This is a genomic window from Pseudomonas sp. TREG-RG-20F-10-E-6-01 (assembly GCF_022662455.1).
Lineage (GTDB): Bacteria > Pseudomonadota > Gammaproteobacteria > Pseudomonadales > Pseudomonadaceae > Aquipseudomonas.
The window spans coordinates 16,414-33,345 of sequence record NZ_JAKNQP010000008.1; the positions used below are offsets into that span (position 1 = coordinate 16,414).

Annotated in this window: 19 protein-coding genes; all 19 read left to right on the forward strand. The window is 59.6% G+C overall.

All coding sequences use genetic code 11. The features are described 5' to 3' along the window. Positions 1-39 precede the first annotated feature (39 nt). Positions 40-810, forward strand: a complete 771-nt coding sequence (trmJ, locus tag L8K08_RS21720; RefSeq protein ID WP_242199878.1) for a tRNA (cytosine(32)/uridine(32)-2'-O)-methyltransferase TrmJ — start codon at positions 40-42, stop codon at positions 808-810. 2 nt (positions 811-812) lie between these two features. Then, on the forward strand, positions 813-1,595 hold the full coding sequence (gene cysE, locus L8K08_RS21725) for a serine O-acetyltransferase (protein WP_242199879.1): 783 nt from the start codon (positions 813-815) through the stop codon (positions 1,593-1,595). A gap of 298 nt (positions 1,596-1,893) precedes the next feature. Beyond that, on the forward strand, positions 1,894-2,385 hold the full coding sequence (gene iscR, locus L8K08_RS21730; RefSeq protein WP_003194020.1) for a Fe-S cluster assembly transcriptional regulator IscR: 492 nt from the start codon (positions 1,894-1,896) through the stop codon (positions 2,383-2,385). A 50-nt stretch (positions 2,386-2,435) separates the two neighbouring features. Continuing rightward, positions 2,436-3,650: an IscS subfamily cysteine desulfurase gene (locus L8K08_RS21735; RefSeq protein ID WP_017530022.1), complete on the forward strand. Its 1,215-nt coding sequence runs from the start codon at positions 2,436-2,438 to the stop codon at positions 3,648-3,650. A gap of 99 nt (positions 3,651-3,749) precedes the next feature. Then, on the forward strand, positions 3,750-4,136 hold the full coding sequence (iscU, locus tag L8K08_RS21740; RefSeq protein ID WP_003175965.1) for a Fe-S cluster assembly scaffold IscU: 387 nt from the start codon (positions 3,750-3,752) through the stop codon (positions 4,134-4,136). A 28-nt stretch (positions 4,137-4,164) separates the two neighbouring features. After that, on the forward strand, positions 4,165-4,488 hold the full coding sequence (gene iscA, locus L8K08_RS21745; protein ID WP_003209680.1) for an iron-sulfur cluster assembly protein IscA: 324 nt from the start codon (positions 4,165-4,167) through the stop codon (positions 4,486-4,488). Between the two features lie 8 nt (positions 4,489-4,496). Further along, complete coding sequence (hscB, locus tag L8K08_RS21750; protein WP_242199880.1) at positions 4,497-5,018, forward strand: co-chaperone HscB; 522 nt, start codon at positions 4,497-4,499, stop codon at positions 5,016-5,018. A gap of 48 nt (positions 5,019-5,066) precedes the next feature. Continuing rightward, entirely contained in the window at positions 5,067-6,929 is a 1,863-nt protein-coding gene (hscA, locus tag L8K08_RS21755; RefSeq protein WP_242199882.1) for a Fe-S protein assembly chaperone HscA, read from the forward strand. A 3-nt stretch (positions 6,930-6,932) separates the two neighbouring features. Next, entirely contained in the window at positions 6,933-7,274 is a 342-nt protein-coding gene (gene fdx, locus L8K08_RS21760; protein WP_015885743.1) for an ISC system 2Fe-2S type ferredoxin, read from the forward strand. A gap of 14 nt (positions 7,275-7,288) precedes the next feature. Continuing rightward, the gene (gene iscX, locus L8K08_RS21765; RefSeq protein ID WP_003238461.1) at positions 7,289-7,489 is read left to right on the forward strand and encodes a Fe-S cluster assembly protein IscX; all 201 of its coding nucleotides are present in this window, start codon (positions 7,289-7,291) and stop codon (positions 7,487-7,489) included. 92 nt (positions 7,490-7,581) lie between these two features. Continuing rightward, on the forward strand, positions 7,582-8,007 hold the full coding sequence (ndk, locus tag L8K08_RS21770; RefSeq protein WP_003175956.1) for a nucleoside-diphosphate kinase: 426 nt from the start codon (positions 7,582-7,584) through the stop codon (positions 8,005-8,007). Between the two features lie 29 nt (positions 8,008-8,036). Beyond that, positions 8,037-9,185, forward strand: a complete 1,149-nt coding sequence (gene rlmN, locus L8K08_RS21775; protein WP_005791178.1) for a 23S rRNA (adenine(2503)-C(2))-methyltransferase RlmN — start codon at positions 8,037-8,039, stop codon at positions 9,183-9,185. A 12-nt stretch (positions 9,186-9,197) separates the two neighbouring features. Beyond that, entirely contained in the window at positions 9,198-9,956 is a 759-nt protein-coding gene (gene pilW, locus L8K08_RS21780) for a type IV pilus biogenesis/stability protein PilW (RefSeq protein ID WP_242199884.1), read from the forward strand. Next, complete coding sequence (locus L8K08_RS21785) at positions 9,956-10,954, forward strand: RodZ family helix-turn-helix domain-containing protein (RefSeq protein ID WP_242199885.1); 999 nt, start codon at positions 9,956-9,958, stop codon at positions 10,952-10,954. Before pilW ends, L8K08_RS21785 begins: the two co-directional genes overlap by 1 nt. 2 nt (positions 10,955-10,956) lie before the next feature. Continuing rightward, on the forward strand, positions 10,957-12,066 hold the full coding sequence (gene ispG / locus L8K08_RS21790; protein WP_025859271.1) for a flavodoxin-dependent (E)-4-hydroxy-3-methylbut-2-enyl-diphosphate synthase: 1,110 nt from the start codon (positions 10,957-10,959) through the stop codon (positions 12,064-12,066). 21 nt (positions 12,067-12,087) lie between these two features. After that, on the forward strand, positions 12,088-13,377 hold the full coding sequence (gene hisS, locus L8K08_RS21795; protein ID WP_106578273.1) for a histidine--tRNA ligase: 1,290 nt from the start codon (positions 12,088-12,090) through the stop codon (positions 13,375-13,377). Between the two features lie 65 nt (positions 13,378-13,442). After that, entirely contained in the window at positions 13,443-14,060 is a 618-nt protein-coding gene (locus L8K08_RS21800; RefSeq protein ID WP_242199998.1) for a tetratricopeptide repeat protein, read from the forward strand. Continuing rightward, a complete protein-coding gene (gene bamB / locus L8K08_RS21805; protein ID WP_242199886.1) occupies positions 14,053-15,204 on the forward strand; it encodes an outer membrane protein assembly factor BamB in 1,152 nt (383 codons plus the stop codon). Before L8K08_RS21800 ends, bamB begins: the two co-directional genes overlap by 8 nt. 134 nt (positions 15,205-15,338) lie before the next feature. Further along, entirely contained in the window at positions 15,339-16,808 is a 1,470-nt protein-coding gene (gene der / locus L8K08_RS21810; protein WP_122489126.1) for a ribosome biogenesis GTPase Der, read from the forward strand. Positions 16,809-16,932: the final 124 nt, after the last annotated feature.

Sequence of the window (16,932 nt, forward strand, 5' to 3'; positions counted from 1 at the left end):
AAGATTTGCTCCCCTTTCCCGTGTCCGAGAGCGCCTCCCTTGCTGCAAAACATTCGTGTCGTTTTGGTCAATACCAGTCATCCCGGCAACATTGGCGGGGTGGCGCGAGCCATGAAAAACATGGGGCTGACGCGCCTGGTGCTGGTCGAGCCGCGCGTGTTCCCGCACCACGAGGCCGATGCCCGTGCCTCCGGCGCCAACGACATCCTGGAAAAAGCCCAGGTTGTCGCTACCTTGGAAGACGCTTTGGTCGGCTGCAACCTGGTGCTCGGCACCAGCGCCCGCGACCGTCGCATCCCCTGGCCGCTGCTGGATCCGCGCGAGTGCGGCACCAAGGTAGTGGAAGAAGCTGCCGGCGGCGCAGAAATCGCCATGGTGTTTGGTCGTGAAGACTCCGGCCTCACCAATGAAGAGCTGCAGCGATGTCATTACCACGTGCACATTCCATCAGACCCTGAATTCAGTTCGCTGAACCTCGGGGCGGCGGTGCAGGTTTTGAGTTATGAAGTGCGCATGGCCTGGCTGGCCGCTGAAGGTCAGCCGAGCAAGGTAGAAAAGGATGAAGTTGCATCGACCAAGAGTGGCGAACTGGCCACGATGGACGAGCTGGAGCGATTCTATGAGCACCTGGAGCAAACCCTGGTGGCCATCGAATTCCTTGATCCGGAAAAACCACGGCACTTGATGGCACGCCTGCGTCGCTTGTACGGACGCAGCTCGGTCAGCCGAGCAGAAATGAATATATTGCGTGGCATCCTCACGGAAACCCAGAAAGCGGCCCGTGGCGAGCTGCTTAAGCGGAAGGATTAAAAATGTTCGAGCGTTTGCGAGAAGATATCCAGAGTGTTTTCCACCGTGACCCGGCGGCGCGCAACGCCTTTGAAGTGCTGACCTGCTACCCGGGCATGCACGCGATCTGGATTCACCGCCTGTCCGGCGCGTTGTGGGGCATGGGCTGGAAATGGCTGGCGCGCGTGGTGTCGAACTTCGGCCGCTGGTTGACCGGGATCGAGATTCACCCGGGCGCCAAGGTGGGGCGTCGCTTCTTTATCGACCATGGCATGGGCATTGTGATTGGCGAGACCGCCGAAATCGGTGATGACGTGACCTTGTACCAAGGCGTGACTCTGGGCGGCACCACCTGGAATAAAGGCAAGCGCCACCCGACGCTGGGTGATGGCGTGGTGGTAGGGGCGGGCGCCAAGGTGCTCGGCCCCTTTACGGTGGGTGCCGGTGCCAAAGTAGGCTCCAACGCCGTGGTGACCAAGGCCGTACCGCCTGGCGCCACCGTTGTGGGCATTCCGGGGCGGATCATCGTCAAACCGGAAGTCGGCGATGAGCAGGAAGCCAAGCGCAAGGCCATGGCTGAAAAGATCGGCTTCGACGCCTACGGCGTCAGCGAAGACATGCCTGACCCCGTGGCGCGTGCCATTGGGCAGTTGCTAGACCACTTGCAGGCAGTCGACGGCAAGCTGGACGGCATGTGCGGCGCGTTGAAGGAGTTGGGCAGCAACTATTGTGCGAAAGATCTGCCTGAGCTGCGTGAAGAAGACTTTGCCGAGATCAAGAGCGAGGCCGCCACCAAGGCTGGCTGAGTCTTAAGGTCGGTAAAAATCTCCTGTGGGAGCTGGCTTGCCTGCGATAGCGGTCTGCCAGCCACCCTTTCGTACTGATCCACCGCTTTCGCAGGCAAGCCAGCTCCCACATTTGATCTCCACTGGTCTTGAGATAAGGCTTGGCCCCTGTTCCCGCTGTTCGATCCCGCCCCATCCTGCTATGATTCGCGCGCCCTTTTTACGGGTAATCCTGACTAAAGTACTAGGTCTTATAGTTGACTTAAATACTCGGGAATCGCATACTTGCTCCCATTCTGAAACACCTTGGTACTTGTCCATGAGACTGACTACAAAAGGCCGATACGCGGTAACCGCCATGCTTGACCTGGCCTTGCACGCGCAAACTGGGCCGGTGTCCCTGGCCGATATCTCCGAGCGCCAAGGCATTTCCCTGTCCTACCTCGAACAGCTGTTTGCCAAATTGCGCCGTAGCAACTTGGTTTCCAGCGTACGTGGGCCGGGTGGCGGCTACCAACTGTCCCGCGACATGCAGGGCATTCAGGTAGCCCAGGTGATCGACGCGGTCAACGAATCCGTCGATGCCACCAAATGCCAGGGTTTGGGTGATTGCCACGCCGGCGACACCTGCCTGACGCACCACCTGTGGTGTGACTTGAGCCTGCAGATCCATGAGTTTTTGAGTGGTATCAGCTTGGCTGATCTTGTGACTCGCCGTGAGGTGCAAGAAGTAGCCCAGCGTCAGGACCAGCGCCGTTGTAACACCAAGGCGCCGCGTCTGGACAAGATCGAAGCGTCCGCCGTCGAGTGACAGCCGCAGAGCTAACGGCACGCCAGCCAGCCTGATTTAGGAGAAAGTCCATGAAATTGCCGATTTACCTTGATTACTCAGCGACCACCCCGGTTGATCCGCGTGTCGCGCAAAAGATGAGCGAATGCCTGCTGGTTGACGGAAACTTCGGCAACCCGGCCTCCCGTTCCCACGTGTTCGGCTGGAAAGCCGAGGAAGCGGTCGAGAACGCTCGTCGCCAGGTGGCTGACCTGGTGGGCGCCGACCCACGCGAAATTGTCTGGACCTCTGGTGCTACCGAGTCCGACAACCTGGCAATCAAGGGCGCGGCGCATTTCTACGCGACCAAAGGCAAACACCTGATCACCACCAAGATTGAGCACAAGGCTGTCCTCGACACCATGCGCCAACTGGAGCGTGAAGGTTTCGAGGTCACCTACCTCGAGCCAACTACCGACGGCATCGTCACCCCGGCCATGATCGAAGCCGCGCTGCGTGAAGACACCATCCTGGTTTCCGTGATCCACGTGAACAACGAAATCGGCACCATCAACGACATCGCGGCCATCGGCGAGCTGACCCGTTCCAAGGGCATCCTGCTGCATGTCGACGCGGCTCAGTCCACCGGCAAGGTCGACATCGACCTGTCGAAACTGAAAGTCGACCTGATGTCGTTCTCCGCCCACAAGACTTACGGTCCTAAAGGTATCGGCGCGCTGTACGTGAGCCGCAAGCCTCGCGTGCGTATCGAAGCCACCATGCACGGCGGCGGTCACGAGCGCGGCATGCGTTCCGGCACCCTGGCGACCCATCAGATCGTCGGCATGGGTGAAGCCTTCCGTGTAGCCAAAGAAGACATGGCTGCCGAAAACGTGCGCATCAAGGCTTTGAGCGATCGCTTCTACAAGCAGGTCGAGAACCTTGAAGAGCTGTACATCAACGGCAGCATGACCGCCCGTGTACCGCACAACCTGAATTTGAGCTTCAACTACGTCGAAGGCGAGTCGCTGATCATGGCGCTCAAGGACCTGGCGGTTTCGTCCGGTTCGGCCTGCACCTCGGCCTCGCTTGAGCCTTCGTACGTGCTGCGCGCCCTGGGCCGCAACGACGAACTGGCACACAGCTCGATCCGCTTTACGTTCGGCCGTTTCACCACCGAAGAGCAAGTCGACTACGCCGCGCAGAAAGTCTGCGAAGCCGTCAACAAGCTGCGCGTTCTGTCGCCGCTGTGGGACATGTACAAAGACGGTGTCGACATTTCCAAGATCGAGTGGGCGGCACACTAAATATAGAAGCCGCCACCCAAGCACTGTAGGAACGTGGCGGAAAACGCAGGCGTTTTTACAGGGTTCCAGAGCGGCCCTGATGAGTGAGGATTCAGTACCATGGCTTACAGCGAAAAGGTCATCGACCACTACGAAAACCCGCGCAACGTCGGCAAGATGAACGCGGAAGACCCTGATGTCGGCACTGGCATGGTCGGCGCTCCGGCGTGCGGCGACGTTATGCGCCTGCAGATCAAGGTCAACGACGCTGGCGTTATCGAAGACGCCAAGTTCAAGACCTACGGCTGCGGTTCCGCCATTGCCTCAAGCTCCCTCGCCACCGAGTGGATGAAAGGCAAGACCCTGGATGAGGCTGTCACCATCAGCAACACCCAGCTGGCCGAAGAACTGGCCCTGCCGCCAGTGAAAATTCACTGCTCCGTACTCGCAGAAGACGCCATCAAGGCGGCCGTTCGCGACTACAAGCAGAAGAAAGGCTTGATCTAAGCATTTGGCGACGAGTAAGGAGTCAACGATGGCTATCAGCATGACAGAAGCGGCTGCGCAGCACATTCGCCGCTCCCTGAATGGGCGCGGTAAAGGTGAGGGGATTCGTCTGGGTGTTCGCACCACGGGCTGTTCCGGCCTTGCCTACGTGCTGGAGTTTGTCGACGAGGTGGTCGAAGAGGATCAGGTGTTCGAAAGTCACGGCGAGAAAGTGATCATCGACCCTAAAAGCCTTACCTACCTGGACGGCACCGAGCTCGATTTCGTCAAGGAAGGGTTGAACGAAGGCTTCAAGTTCAACAACCCAAACGTACGCGGTGAATGTGGCTGCGGCGAAAGCTTCAACATCTGAGGCTATCTGTGGGTACTCCTTGTCATTTCGCTTTATTCGAGCTGCAGCCGAGCTTTCGGCTGGACCTCGAGCAGCTTGCCACGCGCTACCGAGAATTGGCGCGTGGCGTGCATCCGGACCGCTTCGCTGACGCTTCCGAGCGTGAGCAGCGGCTGGCGCTGGAGAAGTCGGCCAGCCTCAATGAAGCCTATCAGACGCTTAAAAGCCCCCCGAAACGCGCGCGTTACCTGCTCGCGATGAACGGTGGCGAGTTGCCGATTGAAGTCACGGTGCACGACCCGGACTTCCTGATGCAGCAGATGCAGTGGCGCGAAGAACTCGAAGATTTGCAGGACGAAGCCGATGTGGCCGGTGTCGCAGTCTTCAAGCGCCGTCTGAAAATGGCCCAGGATGAGCTCAACGAAAGCTTCGCAGCCTGTTGGGATGATGCAGCGCAACGTGAACAGGCCGAACGCCTGATGCGGCGCATGCAGTTCCTCGACAAGCTCACCTACGAAGTGCGCCAGCTAGAAGAGCGCCTCGACGATTAACCCAGTGCTGCCCGTGCACGCCTGATAGACAGATAAGACCTGATTACCATGGCCCTACTGCAGATCGCCGAACCCGGCCAAAGCCCTCAACCGCACCAGCGTCGCCTGGCGGTCGGGATTGACCTGGGCACCACCAATTCCCTGGTCGCCGCCTTGCGCAGCGGCCTGTCCGAGCCGCTGCCCGACGCCGATGGCCAGGTTATCCTGCCGTCGGCCGTGCGCTATCACGCTGACCATATTGAAGTTGGTGAGTCGGCCAAGCTGGCGGCGTCCTCCGATCCTTTGAACACTGTGCTGTCGGTCAAGCGCTTGATGGGTCGTGGTCTGTCCGACGTCAAGCAATTGGGTGACCAGCTGCCGTATCGCTTTGTCGGCGGCGAATCGCATATGCCATTCATCGATACCGTCCAGGGCCCCAAAAGCCCGGTGGAAGTGTCGGCCGATATCCTCAAGGTGCTGCGCCAGCGCGCGGAAACCACCTTGGGCGGCGAACTGGTCGGCGCGGTGATTACCGTGCCTGCGTATTTTGACGATGCTCAGCGCCAAGCCACCAAGGACGCGGCGAAACTCGCCGGTCTGAACGTGCTTCGCCTGCTCAATGAGCCGACGGCGGCCGCTGTGGCCTATGGTCTGGATCAGCACGCCGAAGGCCTGGTTGCGATTTACGACCTGGGCGGCGGCACCTTTGATATTTCGATCCTGCGCCTGACCGGCGGTGTGTTCGAAGTGCTGGCCACCGGTGGCGATACCGCCTTGGGCGGCGATGACTTCGATCACGCCATTGCCGGCTGGATCATCACCAGCGCCGGCTTGTCCGCCGACCTAGACCCGGGCGAGCAGCGGCATTTGCTGCAAACCGCTTGTGCGGCCAAAGAAGCGCTGACTGACGCCAACTCTGTCGATGTTTCCTACGGTTCCTGGTCGGCTCAGTTGACGCGCGAAGCGTTCGACGCGCTGATCGAGCCAATGGTCGCTCGCAGCCTTAAAGCCTGTCGCCGTGCTGTGCGGGATTCCGGCGTCGAGCTGGAAGACGTGGCTGCCGTGGTCATGGTCGGCGGTTCGACCCGTGTGCCGCGTGTGCGCGAAGCCGTTGCTGAAGCGTTTGGTCGCCAGCCGCTGACTGAAATCGATCCGGATCAAGTCGTCGCCATCGGTGCCGCAATCCAGGCTGATACCCTGGCCGGCAACAAGCGCGACGGTGGCGAACTGCTGCTGCTCGACGTGATCCCGTTATCCCTGGGGCTGGAAACCATGGGCGGCCTGATGGAGAAGGTGATTCCACGCAACACCACCATCCCCGTTGCCCGCGCCCAAGACTTCACCACCTATAAGGATGGCCAGACGGCCATGATGATTCATGTGCTGCAAGGTGAGCGTGAGCTGATCAGCGACTGCCGTTCCCTGGCGCGCTTTGAATTGCGCGGCATTCCGGCGATGGTGGCCGGTGCAGCGAAAATCCGCGTGACCTTCCAGGTTGACGCCGATGGTCTGCTCAGCGTGGCTGCGCGTGAGCTGGGCTCAGGCGTAGAAGCCAGCATCCAGGTCAAGCCGTCCTACGGCCTGACCGACGGCGAAATCGCCAAAATGCTCAAGGACTCGTACCAGTACGCCGGTGACGACAAAGTCGCCCGTGTACTGCGTGAGCAGCAAGTCGATGCGCAGCGCCTGCTTGAGGCCGTGCAAGGCGCTCTCGATACCGATGGCGAGCGCCTGTTGGACGCCGAAGAGCGCATGGTCATCGACCTGCAGATGCAGGAGCTGGCCGAACTGATGAAAGGCAACGATGGTTACGCCATCGAGCAGCAGACCAAGCGCCTGTCGCAAGTGACTGATGCCTTTGCCGCCCGCCGCATGGATCAGACGGTGAAAGCCGCACTGGCCGGGCGCAACCTGAATGAAATCGAGGAATAATTAATGCCGCAGGTCATTTTTCTGCCACACGCCGAGCATTGCCCGGACGGTATGGTCGTTGAGGCTGAGACCGGCAAGTCCATCCTCGAAGTTGCCCATGACAACCACATCGAGATCGAGAGTGCCTGCGGCGGTGTTTGCGCCTGCACCACCTGCCACTGCGTGATTCGCGAGGGTTTCAACTCGCTTGAAGAAGCGGATGAGCTGGAAGAAGACTTTCTGGACCGCGCGTGGGGCCTTGAAGCGACTTCTCGCCTAAGCTGTCAGGCAAAGGTTGGGACTGAAGACATCACCGTCGAAATTCCGAAATATTCCCTCAACCATGCGGCCGAAGCACCGCATTGATTCAAGGAAATGTCATGAGCCTGAAATGGGTTGATGTACAAGAAATCGCTATACAACTTGCTGAAGCCCACCCTGAGGTCAATCCTCTGACGGTCAACTTCGTCAAGCTGCGCAATCTGGTGATGGAGCTGCCGGACTTTGACGACATCCCCGACCGGGGTGGCGAAAAGGTTCTGGAGGCGATTCAAGGCCTGTGGATCGAAGAAGCAGACTGAGCCGCCTTATTACGCAGTTAGGCAATACCCAATAACCCGCGTATAATTCGCGGGTTTAATTTTTCGTAAATTACCGTTTCTGGAGTTACACCATGGCTGTTCAACGTACTTTCTCCATCATCAAGCCTGACGCTGTTGCAAAAAACGTCATCGGCGAGATCACCACTCGTTTCGAAAAAGCCGGCCTGAAGGTTGTAGCTTCGAAACTCAAGCAACTGTCCAAAGCTGAAGCTGAAGGCTTCTACGCTGAGCACAGCGCTCGTGGTTTCTTCGGCGACCTGGTTGCCTTCATGATCTCCGGTCCTGTTGTTGTTCAGGTTCTGGAAGGCGAAAACGCTATCGCTCTGAACCGTGAGCTGATGGGCGCTACCAACCCTAAAGAAGCTGCTGCCGGCACCATCCGTGCTGACTTCGCTGAGTCCATCGACGCCAACGCTGTTCACGGTTCGGACTCCGAAGCCGCTGCTGCTCGCGAAATCTCGTACTTTTTCGCTGCTACTGAAGTAACCGCTCGCTAAGCATCGGCTTAAAGAGTGAGGGTGAATCCATGACTACATCGACTGTTAAAACCAACCTGCTGGGTCTGACTCAGCCGGAAATGGAGAAATTCTTCGACTCAATCGGGGAGAAGCGTTTCCGTGCCGGTCAGGTAATGAAGTGGATTCACCACTTTGGCGTCGACGATTTCGACGCCATGACGAACGTCAGCAAGGCCCTGCGCGACAAGCTCAAGGCCATTGCTGAGGTCCGTGGTCCCGAAGTGGTCAGCGAGGACATCTCCAGCGACGGCACCCGTAAGTGGGTGGTGCGCGTGGCGTCCGGCAGCTGCGTCGAGACCGTCTACATTCCCCAGGGCAAGCGCGGCACGTTGTGCGTTTCGTCCCAGGCAGGCTGTGCCCTGGACTGCAGTTTCTGCTCCACCGGCAAGCAAGGCTTCAATAGCAACCTCACTGCCGCCGAAGTCATCGGCCAGGTGTGGATTGCCAACAAATCCTTTGGCAGCGTCCCGGCAACCGTCGACCGTGCCATCACCAACGTGGTGATGATGGGCATGGGTGAGCCGCTGCTGAACTTCGACAACGTTATTGCGGCCATGCATTTGATGATGGACGACCTGGGCTACGGCATTTCCAAGCGCCGTGTGACCCTGTCGACCTCGGGCGTGGTGCCGATGATCGATGAGCTGGCCAAGCACATCGACGTCTCCCTGGCGTTGTCGCTGCACGCACCCAATGACGCATTGCGTAACCAATTGGTGCCGATCAACAAGAAGTATCCGCTTAAGATGCTGCTCGAATCTTGCCAGCGTTACATGGCGACCTTGGGCGAGAAGCGTGTGCTGACCATTGAGTACACCATGCTCAAGGACATCAACGACAAGGTTGAGCACGCCGTCGAGATGATCGAGTTGCTCAAGAACACCCCGTGCAAGATCAACCTGATTCCGTTTAACCCGTTTCCACATTCTGGCTACGAGCGGCCAAGCAACAATGCTATCCGCCGTTTCCAGGATCAACTGCACCAGGCCGGCTACAACGTCACCGTACGCACCACTCGTGGTGAAGACATCGACGCCGCCTGTGGCCAATTGGTAGGGCAGGTGATGGACCGCACCCGCCGTAGCGAACGTTATATCGCCGTGCGCGAACTTAACGCCGCCGAAGATTTGCCGCAAATTGCTGTGAATCGAATCTGAGAGAGGATCTCTATGCCCTTGCGCCTTGCGCTGCTTTTGCTAGTTACCGGCCTCGCGGCCGGTTGTGTTTCATCGGGCCATGACAGCCCGTTGCAGACGGGTAAAGGCCGTGACGAGGCGCGAGTTGCCTATGTGCAACTGGGTTTGGGTTATTTGCGACAAGGCATGAGCGAGCAGGCCAAGGTGCCGTTGAAAAAGGCCCTCGAGCTGGACAGCGACGATGCCGACGCGAATGCCGCGCTGGCTTTGGTGTTCCAGGCCCAGGCCGAGCCTGAGTTGGCCGATCAATATTTCCACAAGGCCTTGGCCTCGCGTCCTGCCGATCCTCGGCTGCTGAACAATTACGGCAGCTTCCTGTTCGAGCAGAAACGTTATGACCAGGCTTCCCGTTATTTCCAACAAGCCTCTGCCGACGCCCTCTACCCGGAGCGGTCGCGGGTGTTCGAGAACCTTGGGGTCACCTCGATGCGCCTCGGCCAGCGCGACAGCGCGCGCCAGCAGCTGGAAAAAGCCCTGCATTTGAACAGTCGTCAGCCACGCGCGTTGCTCGAAATGGCTGAGTTGTCTTACGAAGACAGGCATTATGTGCCGGCACGTGACTATTACGAGCGTTTTAGCCTGCTCAGCGGGCAAAATGCACGTAGTCTATTGCTCGGTGTGCGGCTGGCGACGGTTCATGATGAACGCGACGCCGCCGCACGTTTTGGCCAGCAACTCGAACGACTCTATCCCGGTACGCCGGAATATCAGCAATACCTGTCGGAGCAATGATGAAAGCGGCGCACCCGGAAGTTGTAGCAGCTAATCGCGTAAACCCAGGCGAGACCTTGCGTCAGGCCCGCGAAAGCAATGGTTGGTCGCTGGCAGAAGTGGCCCTCAAGCTCAATTTGACCACGACTTCCCTGGGCAACCTGGAAGCCGGCGCGTTCGACAAGCTGCCTGGGCATACCTTCGCCCGCGGCTATATCCGCGCTTATGCCAAGTTGCTGGGCATTGACCAGACCGTGCTGGTCCAGGAATTCGACCAATTTACCGGCACCGACTCTCAGGGCAGCAATGTGCATGGCCTGGGTCGCATCGAAGAGCCGGTGCGGGTTTCCCACACGATTTTGCGAATTGTCAGCCTGTTGCTGCTGATTGCCGTGATCGGCGGCGGTTTCGTCTGGTGGCAAGACCAGACCTCCCAGCGCAGCAAGGACCTGACCAGCAACGCCATGGAGCACGTCGAAGTCGAAAGCGCCGACGGCACCACCCAGATTCACCCGCTGGACGAGCCGGAAGACCAGGCCGTTGCCGAAGGGCAAGCCGCGCCAGAAGCACCGGCCACCGCCGAGCAGCCCGCGCCGGAAGCGGGTACTGCAGCGGCGACTGCTGCCGTGCCGACTCCAGCCGTACCGGCGGCCCCGGCCGCGCCAACTGCCCAGGCCCATACCCCAGCCGCTGCCGCACAGGCTCCAGCGACCACCGCTTCAGCTGCACCGGCAGCGCCGACCGTTGCGCCGCCTGCTGCGCCTGCGTTGGTCGCTGGCGACGGGCATATCCAGATTACCTTCGTCGCTGACTGCTGGACGCAAGTCACCGATGGCAACGGCAAAGTGCTGTTCAGCGGTTTGAAGCGTAAGGGAGATACGCTTGACCAAGGCGGCAAGCCTCCTTTGACGCTGCGTCTGGGCTTTGCCCGTGGCGCGCAAGTGGCCTACAACGGCCAGCCTGTGGACGTAGCGCCGTTCACCAGTGGCGAGACCGCTCGCCTCAAGTTGGGACAATAGTCATGCACGGCGAATCTCCAATCAAACGTCGCGTATCGCGCAAGATCTGGGTCGGCTCAGTGCCGGTGGGTGGCGACGCCCCCATCGCGGTACAGAGCATGACCAACAGCGACACCAATGATGTCGCCGCCACCGTCGCCCAGATCAACCGTCTGGAAGCCGCCGGCGTAGACATCGTGCGGGTTTCCGTGCCGGACATGGATGCTGCCGAAGCCTTCGGCCGCATCAAGCAGCTGGTCAAGGTGCCGCTGGTTGCCGACATTCACTTCGATTACAAAATCGCCTTGCGTGTTGCCGAGTTGGGCGTCGATTGCCTGCGCATCAACCCAGGCAACATCGGTCGCGAAGACCGTGTGCGCGCAGTGGTGGATGCTGCCCGTGATCGCGGGATTCCGATCCGCATCGGCGTCAACGCCGGCTCCCTGGAAAAAGACCTGCAAAAGAAATATGGCGAACCGACCCCGGCCGCGCTGGTTGAATCGGCGCTGCGCCACGTTGAACACCTTGAACGCCTGAATTTCCAGGACTTCAAGGTCAGCGTAAAGGCTTCCGACGTGTTCATGGCGGTAGAAGCCTACCGCCTGCTGGCTAAGGAAATCGTGCAGCCGCTGCACCTGGGTATCACTGAAGCGGGCGGTTTGCGCTCAGGCACAGTGAAATCTGCGGTGGGTCTCGGTATGCTGCTCGCCGAAGGGATTGGCGATACTATCCGCATCTCCCTGGCGGCGGACCCGGTAGAGGAAGTGAAGGTCGGTTACGACATTCTCAAATCCCTGCATTTGCGCTCCCGTGGCATCAACTTCATTGCCTGCCCGAGCTGCTCGCGGCAGAACTTCGACGTGGTGAAAACCATGAACGAACTGGAAGGGCGCCTCGAAGACTTGCTGGTGCCACTGGATGTTGCGGTGATTGGCTGTGTGGTTAACGGCCCGGGTGAAGCCAAAGAGGCGCACATCGGCCTGACTGGCGGTACGCCGAACCTGATTTACATCGACGGCAAGCCGTCGCAGAAGTTGACGAATGACAATCTGGTGGATGAGCTCGAAAGACTGATCCGCGAGAAAGCGGCCGAGAAGGTCGCGGCTGACGCAGCGCTGATCGCGCGCGGCTAAGAACGAATTTAAGGATTAGATGTGAGCAAGTCTCTGCAAGCCATTCGTGGCATGAACGACATCCTGCCGGAGCAGACGCCTTTGTGGCGCTACTTCGAGAGCACGGTCGCGCGCCTGCTGGATAACTACGGTTACAAGCAGATCCGCATGCCGATCGTCGAATTCACCGAGCTGTTCAAGCGCTCCATCGGTGAAGTGACCGACATCGTCGAAAAAGAGATGTACACCTTTGAAGACCGCAACGGCGACTCCCTGACCCTGCGTCCGGAAGGCACCGCTGCGTGCGTGCGCGCTGTGCTCGAGCATGGCATCACGGGTGGCGGCCAGACCCAGAAGCTGTGGTACATCGGCCCGATGTTCCGCCACGAGCGTCCGCAGAAAGGTCGTTACCGCCAGTTCCACCAGATCGGCTGCGAAGTCTTCAACCTGGATGGCCCGGACATCGACGCCGAGCTCATCGTGCTGACCTGGCGCCTGTGGGGCCAACTGGGTATCCGCGACGCGGTCAAACTTGAACTCAACAGCCTGGGCACCAGCGAATCCCGGGGCCGCTATCGCGAAGCCCTGGTCGAGTACCTGTCCGCTCACCTGGACAAGTTGGATGAAGACAGCCAGCGCCGTCTGAAAACCAACCCGTTGCGTGTACTGGATACTAAGAACGCCGACACCCAGGCGGTACTGGTCGATGCGCCGAAAATGGCCGACTACCTGGACGACGAATCGCGCACGCATTTCGAGGGCCTCAAGGCTCGTCTGGATGCGGCGGGTATTCCCTACGTGATCAACCCGAAACTGGTGCGTGGCCTCGATTACTACAGCAAGACCGTCTTCGAGTGGGTCACCGATAAACTCGGCGCCCAGGGCACCGTGTGTGCCGGTGGTCGCTACGACGGCCTGGTTGAGCAAATGGGCGGCAAGCCGACCACGGGCGTGGGCTTTGCCATGGGCATCGAGCGGCTGATCCTGCTGCTCGAAACCCTGGAGCAGGTTCCGGAAGAAATTTCCCGTCAGGTGGACGTGTACCTGTGCGCCTTTGGCGAGGCCGCCGAACTGGCAGCCCTGGCCCTGAGCGAGAAAGTACGCGACCAACTGCCGAACCTGCGCCTGCAGGTCAATGCCGGCGCAGGCAGCTTCAAGAGCCAGTTCAAGAAGGCCGACAAGAGCGGTGCGCTGTATGCACTGATCCTCGGCGATGACGAACTGGCCCAGCAAGTGATAGGTTTCAAACCCCTGCGTGGCCAGGGCGAGCAACAGAACATTGCCTTTGATGCGCTTGCTGCGCACTTGGCCACCTGCGTCGTGCAGGGTTGAAGCTGTCGAACAGCCGAATTTAGCGATTAAGGAGTATTGGGGTGTCGAGTACTGATGATGAGCAGATGGCCGAGTTCAAGGACTGGTGGCAGCGTAACGGCAAGCCCCTGGTTACCGGCGGTCTGCTGGCTTTAGTGGTGGTGTTCGGCTGGCAAGCCTGGCACAAGTATCAGGTCAACCAGTCCCAAGGCGCCTCGGTCCTCTATCAGCAATTGCTGGAAACCACGCTCACGCCGGACGGCAAGCCTGATCCTGCCCAGGTTGCAGACCTGGCCGGCAAGCTCAAAAGCGAATTCGGCGGTAGCACCTACGCCCAATACGGCAGCCTGTTCGTCGCGAAAGTCGCGGTCGACACCGGCAAGCTGGATGACGCCGCAACCGAGCTGAAGGCCATTGCCGACAAGCCGACCAACCCGACCCTGGGTGAAATCGCACGTCAGCGCCTGGCACAGGTATTGGCGGCACAGAACAAGGCTGACGAAGCACTCAAACTGCTCGACGGCGATGCTGACAAGGCATTTGTGGCCACTCGTGAAGAGCTCAAGGGCGACCTGTTGGTCCAATTGGGTCGTACCGACGAAGCCCATGCTGCGTACCAAAAAGCCAAGGCGGCGCTGTCTGATGAAGCGGCAGTCGGTGGCTTACAAATCAAGCTGGACGACTTGGCCAAAGGGGATGCGTGACGTGATCCGTTGGAAACATGCAGCATTGCTGGCTCTGGCCGTTCTGGCCGCGGGTTGCAGCAGCAACAGTAAAAAAGAACTGCCTCCGGCCGAGCTGACCAGCTTCAAGGAAGAAGTGGTCCTGCAAAAGCAGTGGAGCCGCTCCGTCGGTGATGGCCAGGGCGACCTGTACAACCTGCTGCAGCCGGCAATCGACGGCGAAAACATTGTGGCCACTGACTCCACTGGCGTGATCATGGCCATGGATCGCATGAATGGCGACGTGAAGTGGAAGAAAGACCTCGAGCTGCCGGTTTCCGGTGGCGTGGGTGTCGGCTACGGCATGGTGCTGGTCGGTACGCTCAAAGGCGACGTGGTTGCTCTGGACTCGGCGACGGGCGAAGAGAAATGGCGCGCTCGCGTGACCAGTGAAGTGCTCGCAGCGCCTGCCACCAACGGCGATGTCGTGGTGGTGCAGACCCAGGATGACCGTGTGATTGGTCTGGACGCCGTCACCGGCAACCAGCGTTGGTTGTACGACAGCACCCCTGCGGTGTTGACCCTGCGCGGTACCAGTGGTCCGATTGTGACCAACAACTTGGCCGTTGCAGGCCTGTCGACCGGTAAAGTGGTCGCCCTGGATACCCAGAACGGCGTGCCGGCCTGGGAAACCCGCGTGGCAATCCCTCAAGGTCGTTCCGAACTGGATCGCGTGGTGGACATCGACGGCGGCTTGCTGCTGTCGGGTGAAACCATCTATGTGGCCACCTACCAGGGCCGCGTTGCTGCGCTGGACCTGCAAAGCGGCCGCATCAACTGGCAGCGTGATGCTTCCAGCTATGCCGGTGTCGCCCAAGGGTTTGGCAGCGTCTACGTAAGCCTGGCGTCCGGCACCGTTGAAAGTGTCGACGAGCGTTCCACCACTGCACTGTGGAGCAACGACTCCCTGGCCCGCCGTCAACTGTCGGCCCCGGAAGTGTTCTCCAGCTACGTAGCGGTAGGTGACTTCGAAGGTTACCTGCATCTGCTGAGCCAGGTGGACGGTCGTTTTGTCGGCCGCGAGCGTATCGACAGCGACGGCCTGCGTGCCCGTCCGCTGGTCGTGGGTAACATGCTTTACGTGTATGGCAACAGCGGCAAGCTGGAAGCCCTGACCATCAAGTAAGAACTATGCTTGGGGTAAAACCCAGGCGGCCCCGCTTCGGCGGGGCATGCGGCATTTGAATATGCTGCCCCGAGCACCAGCCGCTGCCTTGCAGCGGCTTTTGTATTTTCTGAAATAACGAAGTGGAGAGCCGCATGGTTCCCGTAATCGCCCTGGTGGGCCGACCTAACGTCGGCAAGTCCACCTTGTTCAACCGCCTGACCAGGACTCGCGACGCCATCGTCGGTGACTTGTCCGGTCTGACCCGTGATCGCCAATACGGTGAGGCAAAGTGGCAAGGGCGCTCCTACATTATTGTCGACACCGGTGGTATCTCCGGTGACGAGCATGGCATGGACGAAAAGATGGCCGAGCAGTCGCTGCTCGCTATCGAAGAAGCCGATGTCGTGTTGTTCCTGGTGGACGCCCGCGCGGGCTACACCGCTGCCGACCAGATGATTGGCGAGCACCTGCGCAAGCGCAACAAGCGTTCCTATTTGATCGCCAACAAGATCGATAACATCGATCCTGAGGCGGCCCGCGCCGAGTTCAGCCCGATGGGCCTGGGCGACGCGATCCCGGTCGCCGGCGCTCACGGTCGCGGTATCACCCAGATGCTGGAAATCGCCCTGCGCGACTTCCCTAAGGATGACGCCGAGGAAGAAGAGGGCGAGGAAGAGATCGTCGCCGAAGGTGAGGAAGCCAAGCGCATTCCTGGCCCGAGCGAAAAAGACGGTATCAAGATCGCCATCATCGGCCGCCCGAACGTTGGCAAGTCGACCCTGGTTAACCGCATGCTCGGTGAAGACCGGGTAATCGTTTATGACCAGCCCGGCACCACCCGCGACAGTATCTACATCCCGTTCGAGCGTAACGACGAGAAGTACACGCTGATCGACACCGCCGGTGTGCGCAAGCGCGGCAAGATCCACGAGGAAGTTGAAAAGTTCTCGGTGGTCAAAACCCTGCAGGCGATCAAAGACGCCAACGTGGTGATCTTCGTGATGGACGCCCGCGAAGGCGTGGTGGACCACGACCTCAACTTGCTGGGCTTTGCCCTGGAAGCCGGTCGCGCCCTGGTGATCGCGATCAACAAGTGGGACGGCATGACGCCGAGCGAGCGCGATTTCGTCAAGATCGAGCTGCAGCGTCGCCTGTTCTTTGTTGAGTTCGCCGATATCCACTTCATCTCGGCACTGCACGGCACTGGCGTGGGTAACCTCTACGCGTCCGTACAGAACTCGTTCAAGTCCGCGGTCACCCGCTGGCCGACCAACCGCCTGACCCAGATCCTGGAAGACGCGGTTGGCGAGCACGCGCCGCCGATGGTCAACAACCGCCGGATCAAACTGCGTTACGCCCACTTGGGTGGTGCCAACCCGCCGATTATCGTGATCCACGGTAACCAGATCGAGAAGGTGCCTAAGTCCTATGTGCGTTACCTGGAAAACACCTACCGCCGCGTCTTGAAACTGGTCGGTACGCCGATCCGTATCGAGTTCAAAGGTGGCGAGAACCCATACGAAGGCAACAAGAACACACTGACTGACCGTCAGGTGAACAAGAAGCGTCGTTTGATGACTCACCACAAGAAGGCCGACAAGAAGCGCCGCGACAAGAAATAAGCGCCGCTTCACGTTGTACGCTACACGCTGCAAGAGAGGGCTCTTTTTGAGCCCTTTTTTGTGCCTGGTGGATTGCTGGCTTGACCTGCTTGCAGCTTGCAGCTTAAAACTTGCAGCTCACCCG